18 protein-coding genes are annotated in these 18073 nt (G+C 69.6%); 9 read left to right on the top strand and 9 right to left on the bottom strand.

All coding sequences use genetic code 11. The features are described from left to right. Positions 1–43: 43 nt before the first annotated feature. The 4 genes from VKV26_04120 to VKV26_04105 are packed head-to-tail and all read right to left on the bottom strand — an operon-like array spanning position 44 to position 3766. A complete protein-coding gene (locus VKV26_04120) occupies positions 44–895 on the bottom strand; it encodes a Sir2 family NAD-dependent protein deacetylase (GenBank protein HLZ69077.1) in 852 nt (283 codons plus the stop codon). 41 nt (positions 896–936) lie between these two features. Further along, on the bottom strand, positions 937–1305 hold the full coding sequence (locus VKV26_04115; GenBank protein HLZ69076.1) for a hypothetical protein: 369 nt from the start codon (positions 1303–1305) through the stop codon (positions 937–939). Continuing rightward, positions 1302–2507 (bottom strand): hypothetical protein, encoded by a 1206-nt coding sequence (locus tag VKV26_04110; protein ID HLZ69075.1) that lies wholly within the window; start codon positions 2505–2507, stop codon positions 1302–1304. Before VKV26_04110 ends, VKV26_04115 begins: the two co-directional genes overlap by 4 nt. A 2-nt stretch (positions 2508–2509) precedes the next feature. Continuing rightward, positions 2510–3766, bottom strand: coding sequence for a PLP-dependent aminotransferase family protein (locus VKV26_04105; GenBank protein ID HLZ69074.1), 1257 nt, complete (start codon positions 3764–3766; stop codon positions 2510–2512). A 521-nt stretch (positions 3767–4287) separates the two neighbouring features. Between VKV26_04105 and ileS the strand changes: the two genes are divergently transcribed. Next, positions 4288–7623 (top strand): isoleucine--tRNA ligase, encoded by a 3336-nt coding sequence (gene ileS / locus VKV26_04100; protein HLZ69073.1) that lies wholly within the window; start codon positions 4288–4290, stop codon positions 7621–7623. Between the two features lie 18 nt (positions 7624–7641). On the opposite strand, the gene VKV26_04095 is transcribed toward ileS, so the two are convergent. Continuing rightward, positions 7642–8451, bottom strand: a complete 810-nt coding sequence (locus tag VKV26_04095; protein HLZ69072.1) for an enoyl-CoA hydratase-related protein — start codon at positions 8449–8451, stop codon at positions 7642–7644. Then, positions 8448–9644, bottom strand: a complete 1197-nt coding sequence (locus VKV26_04090) for a M20/M25/M40 family metallo-hydrolase (GenBank protein ID HLZ69071.1) — start codon at positions 9642–9644, stop codon at positions 8448–8450. Before VKV26_04090 ends, VKV26_04095 begins: the two co-directional genes overlap by 4 nt. A 186-nt stretch (positions 9645–9830) precedes the next feature. Here VKV26_04090 and VKV26_04085 point away from each other — a divergent pair, with 186 nt between their 5' ends. Next, positions 9831–11021 carry a CaiB/BaiF CoA-transferase family protein gene (locus VKV26_04085; protein ID HLZ69070.1) on the top strand — a complete coding sequence of 397 codons (1191 nt, stop codon included), beginning with the start codon at positions 9831–9833 and terminating at the stop codon, positions 11019–11021. 31 nt (positions 11022–11052) lie between these two features. Here VKV26_04085 and VKV26_04080 read toward each other — a convergent pair whose 3' ends face one another. Further along, entirely contained in the window at positions 11053–11448 is a 396-nt protein-coding gene (locus VKV26_04080) for a carboxymuconolactone decarboxylase family protein (protein HLZ69069.1), read from the bottom strand. Between the two features lie 176 nt (positions 11449–11624). On the opposite strand from VKV26_04080, the gene VKV26_04075 reads away from it, so the two are divergent. The 4 genes from VKV26_04075 to VKV26_04060 all read left to right on the top strand — a co-directional run bounded on the left by VKV26_04075 (position 11625) and on the right by VKV26_04060 (position 14889). Then, positions 11625–12014 (top strand): nitroreductase/quinone reductase family protein, encoded by a 390-nt coding sequence (locus tag VKV26_04075; GenBank protein ID HLZ69068.1) that lies wholly within the window; start codon positions 11625–11627, stop codon positions 12012–12014. Positions 12015–12105: 91 nt separating this feature from the next. Further along, complete coding sequence (locus tag VKV26_04070; GenBank protein HLZ69067.1) at positions 12106–12957, top strand: GNAT family N-acetyltransferase; 852 nt, start codon at positions 12106–12108, stop codon at positions 12955–12957. Between the two features lie 260 nt (positions 12958–13217). Continuing rightward, the gene (locus tag VKV26_04065) at positions 13218–13607 is read left to right on the top strand and encodes a hypothetical protein (GenBank protein HLZ69066.1); all 390 of its coding nucleotides are present in this window, start codon (positions 13218–13220) and stop codon (positions 13605–13607) included. A gap of 283 nt (positions 13608–13890) precedes the next feature. After that, positions 13891–14889, top strand: a complete 999-nt coding sequence (locus VKV26_04060; protein ID HLZ69065.1) for an oxidoreductase — start codon at positions 13891–13893, stop codon at positions 14887–14889. Positions 14890–14948: 59 nt separating this feature from the next. On the opposite strand, the gene VKV26_04055 is transcribed toward VKV26_04060, so the two are convergent. Beyond that, positions 14949–15251: a hypothetical protein gene (locus VKV26_04055; GenBank protein ID HLZ69064.1), complete on the bottom strand. Its 303-nt coding sequence runs from the start codon at positions 15249–15251 to the stop codon at positions 14949–14951. 157 nt (positions 15252–15408) lie between these two features. Beyond that, the gene (locus VKV26_04050) at positions 15409–15612 is read right to left on the bottom strand and encodes a TOBE domain-containing protein (protein HLZ69063.1); all 204 of its coding nucleotides are present in this window, start codon (positions 15610–15612) and stop codon (positions 15409–15411) included. Positions 15613–15690: 78 nt separating this feature from the next. Between VKV26_04050 and VKV26_04045 the strand changes: the two genes are divergently transcribed. From VKV26_04045 to VKV26_04035, 3 genes are all read left to right on the top strand, one after another. Further along, positions 15691–16233 (top strand): PadR family transcriptional regulator, encoded by a 543-nt coding sequence (locus VKV26_04045; GenBank protein HLZ69062.1) that lies wholly within the window; start codon positions 15691–15693, stop codon positions 16231–16233. Positions 16234–16254: 21 nt separating this feature from the next. Then, positions 16255–17235 (top strand): molybdate ABC transporter substrate-binding protein, encoded by a 981-nt coding sequence (modA, locus tag VKV26_04040; protein HLZ69061.1) that lies wholly within the window; start codon positions 16255–16257, stop codon positions 17233–17235. A 79-nt stretch (positions 17236–17314) separates the two neighbouring features. Beyond that, positions 17315–18073 (top strand): ABC transporter permease (locus tag VKV26_04035; GenBank protein ID HLZ69060.1); only part of this gene is annotated, 759 nt, incomplete at its 3' end.

The following is an 18073-nucleotide window of genomic DNA, read 5'->3' as shown; positions in this document are numbered from 1 at the left end:
GCTGCGAGTGTATCACGCGCCGGGCGCGGCTCCGAACGCACGCTCAGCCATGGCGCTCCAGGCCGCTGCCGCGCGTCTGCGGCTCGCGCCGCTCCAGTTCGTTGACGGCCTCCACCAGTCGCGGCAGCAGCTCGCCGGAGGGTCCGCTCAGCACGGCGGCGCAGTAGGGCGTGAGCGCCGTTTCGTCCGTGTTCACCTCGATCAGCGCGCCGCCGGAGCGCCAGACGGTCACGGGCAGATCGGCGGCCGGCGTCACCAGCGCCGAGGTGCCCGCCACGAGGCAGAGGTCCGCCCGCTCGGCGGCGTCGAAGCAACGCTCCAGCACGGAGCGGGGAATCGGCTCACCGAACATGACCGTGTCCGACTTGATGATGCCGCCGCAGCGGTCGCAGCGTGGCGGCAACTCGTCCGTGGGCACCTGGTCCGGGCGGTAGCGAGCTTCGCAACCGATGCAGCGCAGCAATGTCCGGTTACCGTGGATCTCAAGCAGCCGCTCGGAGCCGGCGAGGCGGTGCAGGTTGTCGATGTTCTGCGTGACGACGGCGCGCAGGTAGCCCAGCCGTTCCAGCTCGGCAAAGGCGACGTGGCCGGGGTTCGGCTGCGCCCGCTCGATCGCTTCGCCCAGCTCGTTGGAGGAGGCGCCCGGATCGATGCGGCGGCGCCAGTGGTCGGCCGGGTCGCGCAGGAAGATCTGATAGCCGTTCATCGGCGGCTCGCCGTCGCGCGTCCAGAGGCCGCCCTCGCCGCGAAACGTGGGGATGCCGCTCTCCTTCGACAGCCCCGCGCCGGTGAGGGCGATGGCGTAGCGGGCCCGGTGCAGCAGTCGCGCCGCCCGCAGGATCTGCTCCTCCGGCGTCGTTTCGGACCCTTCGGCTGAAGCTGTTCGTTTCGACACTCGCTCGCCCCTCTGCATAACCGCTGATCGGGGATCGTGCCTTATGGCGGCGCCCGCAGGCCGATGCCCGGTGGGTAGTAAGTGCAGGCGAAGTCCAGCCAGCGCGCGAAGTACTCCGGCTCGTGCCCGGCGGCGTCTCGCCCCTCGCTCAGCCGTAGCCGCGCGAAGGCGTCGATCGCCTCGCCGATGCCCGCGATGATCTCCGGCTGCAGGCCCGATTTGCTCCAGCCGATCTTGTTCAACTCCTGCTCAACCGTGGCAAGCATTTCGGGTGTGAGCGCGTCGAAGGCGGCGAGCCAGCCGTCGCGCCCGCGCGGCATTTGGCGGGCGCAGATGCCGCAGTAGCGCTCGGCATCGAACACGTAGTCCTCGTCGTAGGGGCCGCAGTGCATACACCAGGCGCAGATCATGTTTCGCTCTTCGGTTGGGCGCTCGCGTCCGGCCGCGGCGACCAGAAGGCGATCACTCCGGACGCGACCGAGCGCGTGGCGCCGTCGCGCAGGTCGTGGACGTAGATCGTCGGTCCCAGCAGTTCCGGCGGCGTGCCGTTGAGCTGCATGCGGCCGCAGGCGAGCAGGCGCGTGCCGTCTGCCGACCACAACCGATGCGACAAAGCGTACTGGTCGAAGAAGGCGATCGCCATACTGAACTCCGGCGACGGCTCGAACGCGGGGAAGCGCCGCACAGGCTCGCCGTCCCGATCGATCACCAGCCAGGCGACGTGGCCGTCACGCGGTGTCGGCAGCAGCACCGCCAATCGTTCGCCGGACGGCGACCAGACGAAGGCGAGGCACTCGCCGCAGCGGGCGCGGCGTTCGGCGGCGCCGTCCAGGCCGACCAGCCGCAGGCCGGTGTAGCGCGGCGGATCGGCGTTGAGCAGTTGCGCCAGAGCGATATACGCGCCGTCGGGCGACCAGGTGAACGCCGCGGTGCTTGCGGACTCGGCCAGGGCCTCGAGCTTCTTGCCGGCACGGTCGAAGCGCTGCAAGGCGAAACGCGGGCCGTCCGCGGCGCACACGGCGAACGACTCGCCGTCCGCCGACCAGGCCGGCACGCGGTAGCCGGTGTGATTGCTGGCGAAGGTTTGCGTGGCCGGCGCCGTCGCCAGCTCCAGCAACGAGATCTCGCCGCCGACGTGCAGCAGCAACGCGTCCGAGCGCGGCGACCAGGCGCTGAACAGCGGCGCCCCCCGTGCCACGCCCTGCGCCGGACCACGCCCTTCGGCGTCGAGGAACAGCAACGTGAGGCCGACCATCGGCGTGGGCGCGAGCAGCGCAACGTGGCGTGCGTCCGGAGACGGGTTGACATAATAGGGCATGCGAGGCCCCAGCATACCCCCGCCCTCGGGACTGCGGAACAACGAGGCGACGGCTTCGCCGCGCGTTTCGATGCGCAGCAGTTGGGCCGGCGGCTGGCCACCCGCCTCGGCTTCGATCGTGGCGACGAGGAGCGCCGCACCGTCCGCTGTCCAGGTCGGCCAGCTATAGGCGAAGGGAGCGGGCCGAACAAGCGGTGACTGCACCTCCGGATGGGCGAGGGTGATGGGCGCACCGCCACCATCGGGCAGCAGGAGCAGCTCCCCGACCGGGCCGACGGCGGCCAGCGCAGCCAACGTCAGCGGGCGCCGGCCGCGGCGCGCGTGATCGCGCGGCCGAGACGCGCCACCGCCTCACCGATCTCCTGCGGGCGCACGGCGCTGAAGGCGAGGCGGATGTGGCCGTGCTCGTCGTCGTTCATGTAGAAGGCGCTGCCAGGGAAGTAGCTCACCCCCTCGTCCCAGGCGAACGGCTGCAGCGCCAGATCGCTGAGACCGTCGGGCAGCTTCACCCAGATGAAAAAGCCCCCGTCGGGATCGGTCCAGCTGCAGAGGCGGCTCAGGTGCTCGCCCAGCGCGGCGTCCATCGCCTCGAACTTGCGCTTGTAGACATCGCGCACCACGGCCACGTGCGGCCGGAAGTGGCCCGCTTCCACATAGGCGCGCACGGTGCGCTGGGCAAACGGACTGGTGCCGTTGTCGAAGCGCATGCGCACGAGGCCGTCGATCAGCGGCTTCGGGCCCTTGATCCAGCCCACGCGCAGTCCCGGCGCGATCGTCTTGCTGACCGTGCCCATGCGGATCACGCCCTCGCCGCCGGAAAGCGAAAGCAGCGAGGGCACCGGCTCGCCGCGGTAGCGCAGCTCACCGTAGGCGTCGTCTTCCACGATCAGCACGCGGTGGCGCGAGGCGACCTCGATCAGCTGCCGCCGCCGTTCGAGCGGCATGGTGGTTCCGGCCGGGTTGTGAAAGACGGGGATGATGTAGATCAGCTTCGCCGGCGTGCCCTCGCGTTCGAGCCGATCCAGCGTCTCGTCGAGCCGGTCAACGCGCATGCCCTGTTCGTCCATCGGCACGGCGGCGAAGCGTGCGGCGGAGCCCTTGGCCGCGCGGATGGCGCCCGCGTAGGTCGGAGCCTCGATTACGCAGTAGTCACCGGGGTCGAGGAAGGTCTGGCAGACGCAGGCGAAGGCGTGGGCGCTGCCGCTGGTGATCACGACGTTCTGGGCGCCGAGCGCAAGACCCGGCTCCGGCTCCATCACGTCCACGACCATCTGCCGCAGCTCGACGACCCCCTGCGGCGTGCCGAGCAGGTATTCGAGCGCCGGCGCCGGCTCGCGTTGCAGCACGGTGCGCACGGCCTCGCCGATCTCCGCGACGGGGAAAGTCGGCGCATCCGGCACACCGGCGTAGAGCGAAATGACCGGCTTGTTTGGCGGCGGGCCGGGCACCCAGCCCTGCGCCAGGCGCGCCGGCGTGGCCAACAGGCGGGTGATCTCGGCCTCGCTCCAGGGCTGCCCGGTGCCGCTCGCCGATTCGGTGGTTGTGCCGACCATCCACGTACTCCGCATGCATCTTGAGGCATCGTAGCGTCTCTTCCGCCGACGGGCTACGCCCGCGGGCGGCCGGAGCCGCGCGATCTGTCGGCCGCGCGATTGACAGTGCTAGCGAGCGCTTCCTACACTCAAGGCAATCGGATAGATACGGCGACGACGGAGACGAGTAGGCGGGGCCGGCCGGCCCAGCGAGTCCGGTTCGGTGCAAGCGGACGCCGCGCCCCCTGCCGAAGATCCCTCCCGAGCTTCCGGCCGAAAGTGCCTGAGACGGTGCGAGTAGACCCGGGCGGAGCGCCCACCGTTACCAGGGGCAGGAGCATCCGCGGGCGGCAGCCGGCGCGTGCTCCGGCAGAGCGGTCGCGCTTTCGAGCGCGGCAAGCAGGGTGGTACCGCGGGTTGCCATGTTCGGCCCGTCCCTCATCGCAGGGGCGGGCCCTTTTGTATTGGGCAGTCAGGAGCGCGTTGGGCGCGGCAGGGGACGCGGCACGGACCGTTGTCCAGGGCCCGAGCGGAGGTACGCGATGACCATGAGCAAGCCGGCCTTCCAGCCGGTCTCCAGCAAAGTCGACTTCCCGGCGCTGGAGACGCGCATCGCCGCCTTCTGGAAGGCGAACGAGATCTTCCGCAAGAGCGTGGAGCAGCGGCCGGAGAAGGACCTGTTTGTCTTCTACGAGGGACCGCCGACGGCGAACGGCAAGCCCGGCATCCACCACGTGCTGGCGCGGGCGTTCAAGGACGCGATCCCGCGCTACCAGACGATGCGCGGCAAGCGCGTGCCGCGCAAGGGCGGCTGGGACACACACGGCCTGCCCGTGGAGCTGGAGGTCGAGCGCGCCCTCGGCCTGCGTTCCAAGCCCGACATCGAGGCCTACGGCGTCGAGGCGTTCAACAAGAAGTGCAAGGAGTCGGTCTTCGCCTACATCCAGGACTGGGAGCGGATGACCGAGCGCATCGGCTTCTGGGTGGACATGTCCGACGCCTACGTGACGTATGCCGACTCGTACATCGAGAGCGGCTGGTGGATCATGAAGTCGTTGTGGGACGGCGGGCTCGTCTTCCAGGACTACCGCTCCGCGCCGTACTGCCCGCGCTGCGGCACCGGCCTCTCCTCGCACGAGCTTTCGCTGGGCTACCAGGACGACGTGCCCGATCCGAGCGTGTACATCAAGTTCCGGCTCGAACAGCAGCACGGTGCCTCGCCCATGCTGCGCCTCGGAGACGGCGTGCCGACCTTCGTGCTCGCCTGGACGACCACGCCCTGGACGTTGCCCGGCAACACGGCGCTGGCCGTCGATCCGAACGCGACATACGCGCTCATCGAAGTCGCCGGCCCTGCCAGCTCGCCGTCGGACGCCGCCGGCGCGCCGGCCGACCGCGAGCGACTGATCCTGGCCCAGCCGCTGGTCGAGCACGCGGTCGGCGCGGAGCACGAGGCGCTAGTGCTGGGCACCTTCCTCGGCAGCGCCCTCGTCGGCCTGGCCTACGTGCCGCTGTACGAGCCGCGCGACTGGGGCGTGCCGGCGATGACCTTCGATGACGAGGGCCACGTGGCGCCGATCCCCGCGGGCGAAAGCGGCCCTGAGCGCCGCGTGCAGGCCGCCGATTTTGTCTCGATGGAAGAAGGCACCGGCGTGGTGCACATCGCCCCGGCCTTCGGCGCCGACGACCTGGAGATGGGCAAGCGCCGCAAGCTGCTGTTCGTGCAGCCGGTGGATGCGCGCGGCAACATGATCTCTCCCGGCCAGCCCTGGGATGGCCACTTCGTCAAGCAGGCGGACCCGGTGATCACAGCGGACTTGCGCGAGCGCGGCCTGCTCTGGAAGAGCGGGACGATTCGCCACACGTACCCGTTCTGCTGGCGCTGCGACACGCCGCTGCTCTACTACGCCCGCACCTCGTGGTACATCCGCACCACGCGCTGGAAAGACAGCCTGCTCGCCAACAACGAGCGGATCAACTGGTATCCCGACTACATCAAGCGCGGCCGCTTCGGCGACTGGCTGGAGAACAACATCGACTGGTCGGTCTCGCGCGAGCGCTACTGGGGCACGCCGATGCCCGTCTGGCGCTGCGAGTCGCCGGACTGCGACGCGGCCGACTGCATCGGCTCAGTGGCCGAGCTGCGGGAGCGCGCCGTCGATCCGGTGGTCGTGGATGGGCTGCCGGAGCTGCACCGGCCCTACGTGGACACCGTGCTGCTGCGCTGCGACAACTGCGGCGGCCAGATGCGCCGTGTGCCCGAAGTGCTCGACGCCTGGTACGACTCGGGCGCCATGCCCTACGCGCAGTGGCACTATCCGTTCGAGAACAAGGACCTGTTCAAGCAGCGCTACCCGGCAGACTTCATCTGCGAGGCGATCGACCAGACGCGCGGCTGGTTCTACACGCTGCACGCCGAGGCGACGCTGCTCAACGCGGTCGAGGCCGTGCCGGAGGGGATCTCCTACCGCAACGTGATCTGCCTGGGCCACGTCCTCGACGGACGTGGCGAGAAGATGAGCAAGTCGCGCGGCAATGTCGTGGATCCGTGGGAGCCGCTGGACCGCTACGGCGCCGACGCGACGCGCTGGTATCTTTACACGGCTTCGCCGATGGGCCAGCCGCGCCGCTTCAGCACGGAGCAGGTGGGCGAGAGCGTGCGCCGCTTCCTGCTGACGCTCTGGAACACCTACAGCTTCTTCGTGACGTACGCGAACCTCGACGGCTGGACGCCCGGTGCGGGCAGAGGGGAGCGATCGGAGCTCGATCGCTGGGTGCTGTCCGAGCTCAACCTGACCGTCGAGCGGGTGACAAAGGAATTTGACCTCTACAACCCGACGGAGGCCGGCCGCGCTGTCCAGGAGTTTGTCGAAGATCTGTCCAACTGGTACGTACGTCGCAGCCGCCGCCGCTTCTGGAAGAGCGAATCGGACCAGGACAAGCTCGCGGCGTACAGCACGCTGTACACGTGCCTGGTCACCGTGGCGCAGCTGACGGCGCCGCTGGCGCCGTTCGTCGCCGACGAGCTCTGGCAGAACCTTGTGCGCGGCGTCGACGCCGGGGCGCCGGAGAGTGTGCATCTCTCTGACTGGCCCGCCGTGCGTCGCGAGCTGATCGACGAGTCACTCAGCCGCGAGGTGCGGCTGGTGATGCGCCTCGCAAGTCTGGGCCGCGCGGCGCGGGCAAAAGCTCGGGTGAAGGTGCGGCAGCCGCTGGCCGAACTGGCCGTGCAAACGCGCGTGCCGGGCGAGTCCGAGGCGCTGGCGCGGCTGGCGCCGACGCTGCTGGAGGAGCTGAACGTGCGCTCGCTGCGGGTGCTCAGCCACCGCGATGGCCTGTTGAGTTACCAGCTGCGGCCGAACCTGCCGAAGCTCGGGCCGAAGTACGGCAAGGCGATCGGCCTGATCCGCAACGCGCTGGCCGCGGCGAACCCGGCCGACGTGGCGGAATCGGTGGCCAACGATGCGCCCGTCGTGCTGGACGGTTTCACGCTGGAGCCGGATGAGGTGCTGGTCACGGCCTCGGAGCCGCCCGGCTACACCGTGGCGCAGGAGGCCGGCTACACCGCCGCGCTGGACACGACGATCACCCCGGAGCTGGCCGACGAGGGACTGGCGCGGGAGCTGGTGCACCGCTTGCAGACGATGCGTCGCGACGGCGGCTTCGAGATCGCCGACCGCATCTCCGTGACGTATCGAGGCGACGCCGAGGTGCGCCGCGTCATGGAACAATACGCCGACTACGCGAAGTCGGAGCTGCTGGCGCTCGTCCTGCGCGAGGGCGAGCCGGAGCCCGGCGCCTTCAGCGACACGCAGAATGTGGACGGACGCGAAGTGGTGCTCAGTGTGCGACGGGTCGGGGGCGTGCGGTCCGAGTAGGCGCTTCTGGTCGCGGTCTCAGCCCGTTGTCTTGTCGTAGGTCTTGGCGGCGAAGCGGGCGGGGCCGCGGCGGAAATCGTCCGACTGCAGCACGGTGCTGCCGATGATCATCTCCTGCGGCAGCGCATCGTCCGGCGTCTTGCCCAGGCCGCGCAGCACGGCCTCGGTGTCGCCGCGCAGGCCCGCCTGCGGCACGGCCGCCATGATCTGCGCCAGCTCGCGCGCCCGCGGCAGTAGCTCGGCGTCGAGCACAAGCTCCTGGATCAGGCCCATGCGCAGCGCCTCGGCGGCGTCGATGCGGCGGCCGGTCTGGATCAGGTACAGCGCGTTGCCCAGGCCAACGACGAGCGGCAGGCGATACGTGCCGCCGTCGATCAGCGGTACGGAAAAGCGGCGGTTGAGCACGCCGTACTCGGAGCTGGCCGCGCCGATGCGGAAATGGCAGGTCAGCGCGATCTCCAGCCCGCCGGCGAAGCAGTAGCCGTTGATCGCGCCGATGATCGGCTTGTAGATGTCGGTCAGATAGGTCACGCGGCGGTTCTGGAAGTAACCGCGGCGCCGCTGCTCCGGACTCTGCGGCTCCTGCGGCGCGGCTGCGCTCGCTCGGCGGGCCATCTCGGTCAGGTCGCCGCCGGCGCAAAACGCCTTGCCCGCGCCCGTGAGGATCGCGACGCTCGCCGCATCGTCGTCGCGGAAGCGGCGGTAGGCTTCGCCCAGCGCCTGGAAGAGGCCGCCGCCGAAGTTGTTCATCTTCTCCGGGCGGTTGAGCGTGATCGTGACGATCGCGCCGTCCTGCTCGTAGAGCACCGGCTCGTCCGCGCTCGTCATTCGGCCACTCCCGCCAGCGCCGCGCAGACGAGCACGAGCTGCTGCACGCCCTGCCGCATCGGCGCGATCTCGATCCACTCGCTGGCGCTGTGGATGCCGGCGCCGCGCGTGACGCCCAGCGCCAGCGCCGGTATACCCTGGCTGAGCGGAATGTTGGCGTCGGTGCTGCCGGCAGTGGGTTCCGGGCGCACCCCCACGCGCAGAAGCACGGCGGCGCAGAGCTGCATCAACGGATGTGTGCGCGGGATCGAACCCGCCGGCCGCTGGCCCACCTCTTCGATCTCGACTGTGATCTCGGGACCAGCCGCGCGCCGCAGGATCTCTTCGACCCGATCCGAGAGATCGGCAAGCGCCGCCACGCCGACCGAGCGCATGTCCAGCAGCAGCTCGGCCGATGGCGCCACCACGTTGACGCCGTCGCCGCCGCTGATGCGGCCGATGTTGAAGGTGGTGCGCGGCTCGGTTGGCACCTTCAGCCGCGCGATCTCGGCCGCCGCCTGCACCGCCGCGTGCACGGCGCTGGCCTTGCCGAAGTCGAGCCAGCTATGCCCGCCCTCAGCGTGGAAGCGGACCTTCAGCCGGCGGCTGCCCACCGCCACATGCCCCAGGCGGCCAAGCATCGTGCCCTCGATCGCGAGTACGGCGCTCAGCCGGCCCGCGAAGTGCTCCATCGTGTCGCGCGAGCCGCGCAGGTCGCCCAGGCCCTCTTCGCCGACGTTACCCACAACCCACACCGGACGCTCGAAGCGCAGCCCCGCGGCCTGCGCCGCCGCCAGCGCCGTGATCGTGCCCGCCACGCCGGCCGAATTGTCTCCCACGCCGGGGCCGTAGAGGCGGCCGCCGCGCCGCGAGACGCGGTGATCTACGGCTTCGGTGAAGACTGTATCGAGGTGCGCAAGCAGCGCGATGCCCTCGCCCGTGGTCGGGCCGAAGCGGCCGGCGACGTTGCCCAGCCCGAAACCGTGCACCTGCTCGGCGCCCAGCTCCTGCAGCCGCTGTGCGACATAGGCGGCGCGGCGCTCTTCGCCGAAGGTCGGCGCCGGGATCTCGGCGATCGCCGCGGTCTCGCGCTCGCAGGCGGCAGGGTGCCGGTCGAGCCAGGCGAACGCATTCGTCACGGCGGTCAACGAGGCCACGCGGGCGATGGCAGTGCCGCAGTCTTTGCCGGGCGCGCCGAGATTCAAAGCTTGCACAGGGAACTCTTTCGGTTCCTCCACAACCATCGGGCGTTTCGCCGGAACCTGCTGATGGTTGGCCGATCGTAGGGAGCGTTGCGGCCACGCGTCAAGGCGGCGCGAGCATAACCGCGGCGCCGCGCGGGGCACGCTACAATTCGGCGGGGCCGAACGCCCCGATTCTATCGATGTTCGAGGTACTTTGTGCTGCCGCTCGACAACATCCGCGTGCTCGACCTCACCCGGCTGGCGCCCGGTCCGCACTGCACGATGATTCTCGCCGACCTGGGCGCCGACGTGATTCGCATCGAAGAGCCCGGAGGCGGCCGCCGCGCCGTGATGGAGCGTGAGCGCGAAGCCGATCCGCAACGCGAGCAGCGCGAACGTCGCCTCGCGGCCTTCAGGGCACTCGACCGCAACAAGCGCAGCGTGGCGCTGAACCTCAAGGCGCCGGAAGCACTAGCGGCCTTCTACCGGCTCGCGGATCGCGCCGATGTGGTGATCGAGGGCTACCGCCCCGGCGTGGTCAAGCGGCTGGGCGTGGATTTCGAGACGCTGGCGGCGCGCAATCCGCGCCTGGTCTACTGCTCGATCAGCGGCTACGGCCAGCAAGGGCCGTACCGGCTGCTCGTCGGGCACGACATCAACTACGCCGCGATGGCCGGGGCGCTGAGCATCACCGGCCCCGCCGACGGCCCGCCCTACTTTCCGGCGAACCTGCTGGGCGACTACGCCGGCGGCGGCATGCATGCGGTGATCGGCATCCTGACGGCGCTGTGGGCGCGTGAGCGCACGGGCCGCGGGCAGTACGTGGACATCAGCATGACCGAAGGCATTTTGACGTTGCTCGCGGCGGCGCTGAGCGAGTCCTACGGCACCGGCGAGTTCGTGCGGCGCGGGGTCCATCGCCTGACGGGGGCACTGCCATACTACGGGCTGTACCGCTGCAAGGACGGTCAGTATCTCTCCCTCGGCGCCAACGAGCCGTGGTTCTACGACAACCTGATGACGGCGGTGGGCCGCCCGGACCTCGCGGGCACGCAGGGCGACACCGCACGCCGCGAAGAGGTCCGCGCGGTGCTGCGCGCAGCGATCGCGATGAAGACGCGCGACGAATGGTTTGCCGCCCTACAAGACAAGGATGTTTGCGTCGCGCCCGTGTACGAGCTGGACGAGCTAGAACGCGACCCGCAGATCGCGGCGCGGCAGATGCTTGTAGACGTGCCGCACCCAGAGTTCGGCACCGTGAAGCAGGTCGGCGTCTCGGTGAAGTTGTCGGAGACGCCGGGTGCGATCCGCTCGCCGGCGCCGCAGCGCGGACAGCATACCGAAGAGGTCCTGCGCGAAGCCGGCCTGACCGACGCCGAGATCGAGGCGCTCGGCCCCACCCCCTGACGCCCTCTCTCCAGGAACTGGAGAGAGGGCGTCAGGGGGTGGGGTGTTTGGAGCGCCACTCGGCGACGATCGGCTGCGCGGCGCGAAAGGCTTCCACCGCGGCGGGGAAGCCCGCGTAGCCGGCGAGCTGGAAGAAGACCTCGCGGATCTCCTCCGGCGTGACGCCGTTGGTCAGGGCGCCGCGCACATGTGTGGCCAGCTCCTGAGAGCGGCCGAGCGCCGTGAGCGTGGCGAGGTTGACAATACTGCGCGTTCTTCGGTCCAGGCCCGGCCGGTTCCAGATGTCGTTCCACGCCTGCGTGGTCACGAACTCTTGAAACGGCTGCGTGAACTCGTCGGCGTTGGCCAGCGCGCGGTCGACATAGTCGGAGCCAAGCACCGCGCGCCGCGTCTCCAGGCCGGCCTCGAAGCGGGCAGACTGATCCATCGCACTCTCCCTCCGGCGGCCGCCGTGAGCTGGCGCCGCGGCGTTGTACACTGTGCGGCGTGCGGCGGAGCGGCGCAAGCGCGGGGCTGCGCTCTGCTCCGACCCGGGCCGCCGTCGGCCCGCAAGACTCCGGAGCGTGAAGCGGCGTGACGTGCCAGCACGAGGTCAACCGGAGGGTGGTCGACGAGTTCCGCGCGAACGGGGGCGTTGTTGGCGGCGCAATGGCGGGCAGGCTGCTGCTCTTGCTGACCGCGACCGGCGCCAAGAGCGGCCTGCAGCGCACGACGCCGCTGCGCTACTTCGCGGACGACGGGCGCCTGGTCGTCTCCGCGTCCAACCTCGGCGCACCGCACGATCCCGCCTGGTATCGCAATCTCCTGAAGTATCCCGATGTCACGGTTGAGGTGGGCAGCGAGCGCTTCGCCGGGCGTGCGCGGGTGCTTGCTGGCGAAGAGCGTGCGCAGACGTGGACGAGGATGAGTGCGGCCTACCCGTTCCTGCTGGAGCACCAGGCGCGGACCAGCCGCCAGCTTCCGCTCGTCGCGCTGGAACGCCGCGATCGGTGAGTGCGCCTTTTGAGACTGTCGCCGCTATCCATGCGCCCGACCTCCCGTTGGCGAAACGTTCCATTCGCAGCTCAAAAGCTGAGAGGAAATCATGAAGATCCGCGAAGCGACCGCCGCCGATGTTGATGAGGCGGGCCGCATCATCTACGCCGCCTTCAAAGGCATCGCCGAGCAGCACAACTTCCCCACGGATTTCCCCACGCCGGAGTCCGCAGTGCGCTCGGCGCGCTTCAGCATTGCGCACGAGCAGTGCTATGGCGTGGTGGCCGAAGCGGAAGGCCATCTGCTCGGCTCCGCCTACGCGCATGAGCGCGACCCGATCGTCGGCGTCGGCCCGGTCTCCGTCGATCCGCGGGCGCAGGCCGGCGGCGTGGGCAAGGCGCTGATGCGGGCCTTGCTTGAGCACACGGCCGGTGCCGCGGGCGTGCGGCTGGTGCAGGACGCTTTCAACACGACCTCAATGCCGCTGTACGCCTCGCTGGGGTTCGAGGCGCGCGAGCCGCTGGTGCTCGTGTCCGGCACGCCGAAGGCTGAGCCAACCGCGGACATCGAAGTGCGGCCGATGACCGAGGCGGATCTGGACACCTGCGGCGCGCTCTGTGAGCGTGTGCATGGTTTCCCGCGCACGGGCGAGCTGCGCGACGGTCTGGGGCGCTTCGCGCCGGCGGTGGCCGTGCGCGGGGGCCGCATCGTCGCGTACAGCTCCGGGCTTTCGATGCGCGGCCACGGAGTTGCCGAATCCGACGAAGCGATGCAGGCGCTGATCTCAGATGCAGCGGCCTTCGCACCGGAACAGCCGGCGTTGCTGCTGCCGATCCGGCAGGCCTCCTTCTTCCGCTGGGCGCTGGCGGCGGGGATGCGCGTGGTGAAGCCCTGCACGCTGATGACCATCGGCGCCTATCAAGAGCCTGCCGGTTGCTACTTTCCGTCCATCCTGTACTGACCTGTGCCGAGTGGCGCTGTCGCGTGCCAGAACGAGTTTTTCGCCTTCTAAGCGTTCCTAAAGGATCGTGTCGCAAACTCGGAGATGGAGAGCGGCGCCGGCGGCCGGCGCCGGGAACGGAGGGCGCGGCAGAGGCGGACACGGCGCCGTTTGCAGACGTAACGGGCCGGACGGGGTAGAACGAGCCGGGGCGCTGCGGGATTGTACGATCTAGCGTTCATCCGCGGGGCGCCGACATCACACCAGGAGTCCGCCAGCCGATGCGTCCTTTCCGAGTCCTGCTTGTTGCCGGCGCGGCAGCGCTGACGGCGAGCCTGTTGCCGGCTATCGCCTTCGCTCTCCCCGCGGCCAGCGCGCAATCGCTGCCGCCGGCAGGTCGCCTGTACGGCTTCGTCCAGGTGGACGATCACGGGGCCTATGACGCCACCACCGTGATCGCACACGTGAACGGCAGTATCTGCGGCCAGGCGTCGTACGACGCAAACCGGGGGCTGTACATCATCGACCTGGACAGCAGCATCGCGGAATGCGCCCAGGCCGGAAACGTTGTCTGGTTCTCAGTTGGCCCGTGCACGGCGTACACCACCGGCACGGTGCCGGAGTTCAGCGGCGCAGAACAGGTCGACCTGATCGCGCCAGGACGGTGCTAACTACTCCTGCTGCGGCGCCCCGGCTGGCGGGGCCGGGGCGCCGCCTCTCTGGTTCGACCCCGCCCCAATCTGACATCCTGGTTCCCCTTCTGGCAAACGCCCCGGTTCGTGCCGCCGGGGCGTTTGCATGCGCGCGGCGTGGCCGGTGAGACCGTCGATCGTCCGCGCACGCTCCCGATCGGCTACTTCCCCCTCGCGCAAACCGGCGCACATACTGGGGCAGTGCCAACAGAGCGACCTGCCGCCGCGAAGCCACCGGCGGGCGTGCTTGAAGGGAAAGGCGATGCCGCAGACCTACCGGGCGCTCGTGGTCGACAAGCAGGACGGTGTGTTTTCCGTCGGCGTGCGCGAGCTGCCCTTCGACCAGCTTCCGGCCGGCGACGTCACGATCCGCGTCGCGTACTCCACGGTGAACTACAAGGATGGCCTCGCCTGCACCGCGGACGGGCGCATTATTCGCGGCTACCCGATGGTGCCCGGCGTTGACCTGGCCGGCACGGTGACCGACTCCATGAACGGCCGCTTCAAGGCCGGCGACGAGGTCGTGGTCACGGGCTTCGACCAGGGCGTATCGCACCCGGGCGGCTTCGCCGAGTACGCGCGAGTGCCGGCCGGCTGGGTTGTCAAGCTGCCCGCCGGCCTCTCATTGCGCGAGGCAATGGCGCTGGGCACAGCCGGCTTTACCGCGGGGCTCTCCGTGCAGCGGCTGGAAGAGAACGGCCTGCGCCCGGGCAACGGGCCGGTACTGGTGACCGGCGCGACCGGCGGCGTGGGCAGCACGGCCGTCAGCATGCTGGCCGGGCGCGGCTACGAGGTCGCGGCAAGCACGGGCAAGTCGTCCGAGCACGGCTTCCTGCGCGGTCTCGGCGCCGGCGAAATCTTGACGCGTGAAGAAGTCTCGGCGCAGAGCAACCGGCCGCTGGAGAAGGAGCGCTGGGCCGCGGGCGTGGACCCAGTTGGCGGGGACACCCTCGCCTACCTGGTGCGGACGACGAAATACGGCGGTTCCGTTGCAAGCTCTGGCCTGACTGGCGGCACCGCGCTCAGCACGACGGTCTTCCCCTTCATCCTGCGCGGGGTCAGTCTGCTGGGCATCGAGTCGGTGATGTGCCCGATGGCCGTACGCGAGCCACTCTGGCAGCGACTGGCCGGCGATCTGAAGCCGAAGGGGCTGAGCGACAGCATCGCCCACGAGATCACGCTGGAACAGGTGCCCGAGGTCGTACCGGTGATCCTGCGCGGCGGCGTGACGGGCCGCGCCGTGGTGCGCATCGGCGCGTAGCGCCGTGCCAGGCAAAAACGGCGACTGTCACGCCGGCCGGCAACAGACGAGGCCGCCACCTACTCGACCGTCAGGATCTCGCGCTTGGGCGGCTGCAGCAGCAGTTCGCTCGTGCTGCGGCTCCACTCTTCGAAGTCCGACGCCGATATCACGCTTTGCATGCTGGCTTCGAGCTCGGCCAGCGTGTTGAACTGCTCCTCGAACTGCAAGTCCGGAGCGCCCGGCGAGGCCATCGACATGCGCAGCACGCGCGGGCGGGCGCGGCCGGACGCCTCGACCAGTTGCGCCAACCGGCCCAGCCGTTGCGTCACCGCGTCGGTCTGGCCGGGGCGGGTGTAGAAGGACAGCCGCGAGACATACATCTCAGTCTGCTCCCTGGTCTTCCGGCCGGCGCCGAGCGCGCTGGCGGGCCAACTCCCGCGCGGACGGCAGCGGCGGCTCAGCGCGGACAGTGGTGCGCTGCGCCTACTTCACGGTGCGACATCTCGACACGCGTTCGGGCATCGGGTGCCTCCCGGGTTACTTCGCGAGCATCACTTCCGTGGACTTGATCACCACGGTCACCGCGTCGCCGGCCTTCAGCGCCAGCCGCTCCACGCTGCTGCGCGTGATCGCCGAGACAACATCGTGACCGCCGACGTCCACGATTACTTCGGCCATCACCTCGCCCAGCTTGATCGCCTTGACCGTGCCCGGCAGTTGATTGCGTGCGCTGAGCTCCATAACCCTGCTCCTGCCCTTGACGTGAGTGTTCGCAATTCGCATACTCGCAAGGCGAGTACTCTGCAATCGGGATGCGCCATGTCCAAGCTTAAGGCGGGGCTTTCCGCCGGGGAATACGCCATTCTCGGCGTGCTGCGCGAGCGCCCGATGCACGGCTACGAGATCTCCCGCCGCTTCGCCGCCGACCTCGATTTGGGACTCGTGCTGCCGATGGACATGAGCACGGTCTACGCCCTGCTCAAGGAGTTGCACGAGCAGGGGCTGATCGACGGGCAGCGCGAGACGGTGGGCCTGCGGCCGCCGCGCACGGTCTATCACCTCACGCCCGAGGCGGACGCGCAACTGTTGCACTGGTTGGAAGAGCCGGTGGCCCGCCTGCGCGAAGTGCGCGCGGACCTGATGGTGAAGCTGTACTTCTGCCGCGCGATTGGCAGCGCCCTTGCCGCGCGCCTGCTCGACGCGCAGCTCGCCGAGAGCCGGTCATACCTGCAGCGGGCGGATCGGCTGGCGGCGGAAGCGGCGCCGGAAGGTTTTGAGCGGCTGGTGCGCGAATCGAAGGCCACCGCTGCACGCGCCACGGTTGCCTGGCTCGCCGCCGAGCGCGATCGCCTGGCCGGCTGAGTCTCGCCCGGAGTATGGTCTGTGAAACGCGCGCTTGCCCTGATCGTGTTCTCCTTGCTGTTCCCCGGCGCCTGCAGATCGAGCAACAACAGCAAATCAGCCTCCACGCCGGCGCAGATCGCTTCCGCGATCGCCACGGTCGCCACGCGGGCGGGGTCGCCGTCGGCGGCAGGCGTGGCCACGGCGACGCCGAGTCCGCCGCCGGTGCAAGCGGCCCTTCCGGCGACGCCGCCCGCCGCCGCACACGCCACGGTGACGCCGGCACTGAACCTGGGCGGTTCGCTCACCGTGTTCGCCGCCGCCTCGTTGACCGAAGCCTTCAACGAGATCGGCCAGGGCTTTCAGCAAAGCACGGGCGTGAAGGTGACGTTCAGCTACGGCGCATCGAGCACGCTGCAGACGCAACTCGCCCAGGGCGCGAAGGCCGATATCTTCGCCTCCGCCGACCAGCCGAACATGGACAAGGCAAAACAGGCCGGCGTGATCGACGGGCCGGACCAGCTATTCGTCAAGAACAAGCTGGCCGTTATCTTTCCGAAGGCGAACCCGGCGAAGATTCAATCGTTGCAGGACCTGGCGAAGCCGGGCATTGCCTTTGTCTTGACCGACCCGAGCGTGCCGATCGGCAACTACGCCCGCCAGGCACTACAGAAAATGGCGCAGGATCCCAGCTTCGGCGCCGGTTTCGACCAGAAGGTGCTTGCCAACCTCAAGTCACAGGAAGCCAACGTGCGCGCCGTGGTCAGCAAAGTCCAGCTTGGCGAAGCGGACGCGGGGATCACGTACACCACCGACGTCACGCCCGACGCCGCGAAAGACGTGCAGAGCATCGTGATTCCGGACCAGTTCAACATCATCGCCACCTATCCGATCGCCGTGGTGAAGGGCGCGGGGAACGGCGCCGCGGCGCGGGCGTTCATCGCCTACGTACGGTCGGCGCCCGGCCAGGCCGTGCTGAAAAAGTGGAACTTCATCACCGACGCGGACACGGGGCAGTCATGACCGCAAGCGATTCAAGGAACCTACGGACTATGAGCCGATGTTGAATGCCGAACGGATCCGCACGCGCACGAGGCCGCGCGTGGCCGACATTGAGGCTCGCGGACCGCGGCTGAACGCCGGCGATCTGCTGGTGTTGCCGGCGACGGTGTTCGTGCTGTTCGTGGCCGTGCCGCTCCTCGCCCTCACCTGGCGGGCGGCCCAATCGGGCGCGTTGTGGAGCAGCCTCGCGCAGCCGCCGATCCGCGACGCCCTGCGCCTCAGCCTCACCACCAGCCTGCTGACCGTGGCGATCGTGCTGCTGCTGGGCACGCCGCTCGCCTACCTGCTGGCACGGCGCCGCTTCCCCGGCCAGGCGCTGGTCGACACGCTGGTCGACCTGCCGATGGTGCTGCCGCCGGTGGTGGCCGGCGTCGCTCTGCTGATGGCCTTCGGCCGGCGCGGCGTCCTGGGCCCCGCCCTGGCCGGCGCCGGCCTCGACGTCGCCTTCACGGCCAAGGCGGTGGTCGCGGCGCAGCTGTTCGTCAGCAGCCCCTTCTACATCCGTGCCGCACGGGTCGGCTTCCAGGGCGTGGACGCGACGCTGGAGCAGGCGGCGGCGATCGACGGCGCCTCGCCCTGGCGTGGCTTCCGGCACATCACGCTGCCGCTGAGCCTGCCCGCGCTGCTGAGCGGCCTCGTGCTCTGCTGGGCGCGGGCGCTGTCGGAGTTCGGCGCGACGATGCTGTTCGCCGGCAACCTGCGCGGCAGCACGCAGACGCTGTCGCTGGCGATCATGACGGCGATGGAGGCCAACCTCTACACCGCGCTGGCGCTGTCGGTGCTGCTGCTCGCCGTCGCC

This window comes from Dehalococcoidia bacterium, from assembly GCA_035310145.1.
Classification (GTDB): domain Bacteria; phylum Chloroflexota; class Dehalococcoidia; order CAUJGQ01; family CAUJGQ01; genus CALFMN01.
The sequence above is the reverse complement of the archived record's forward strand: the minus strand, read 5'-3'. Positions and strand labels throughout refer to the sequence as shown.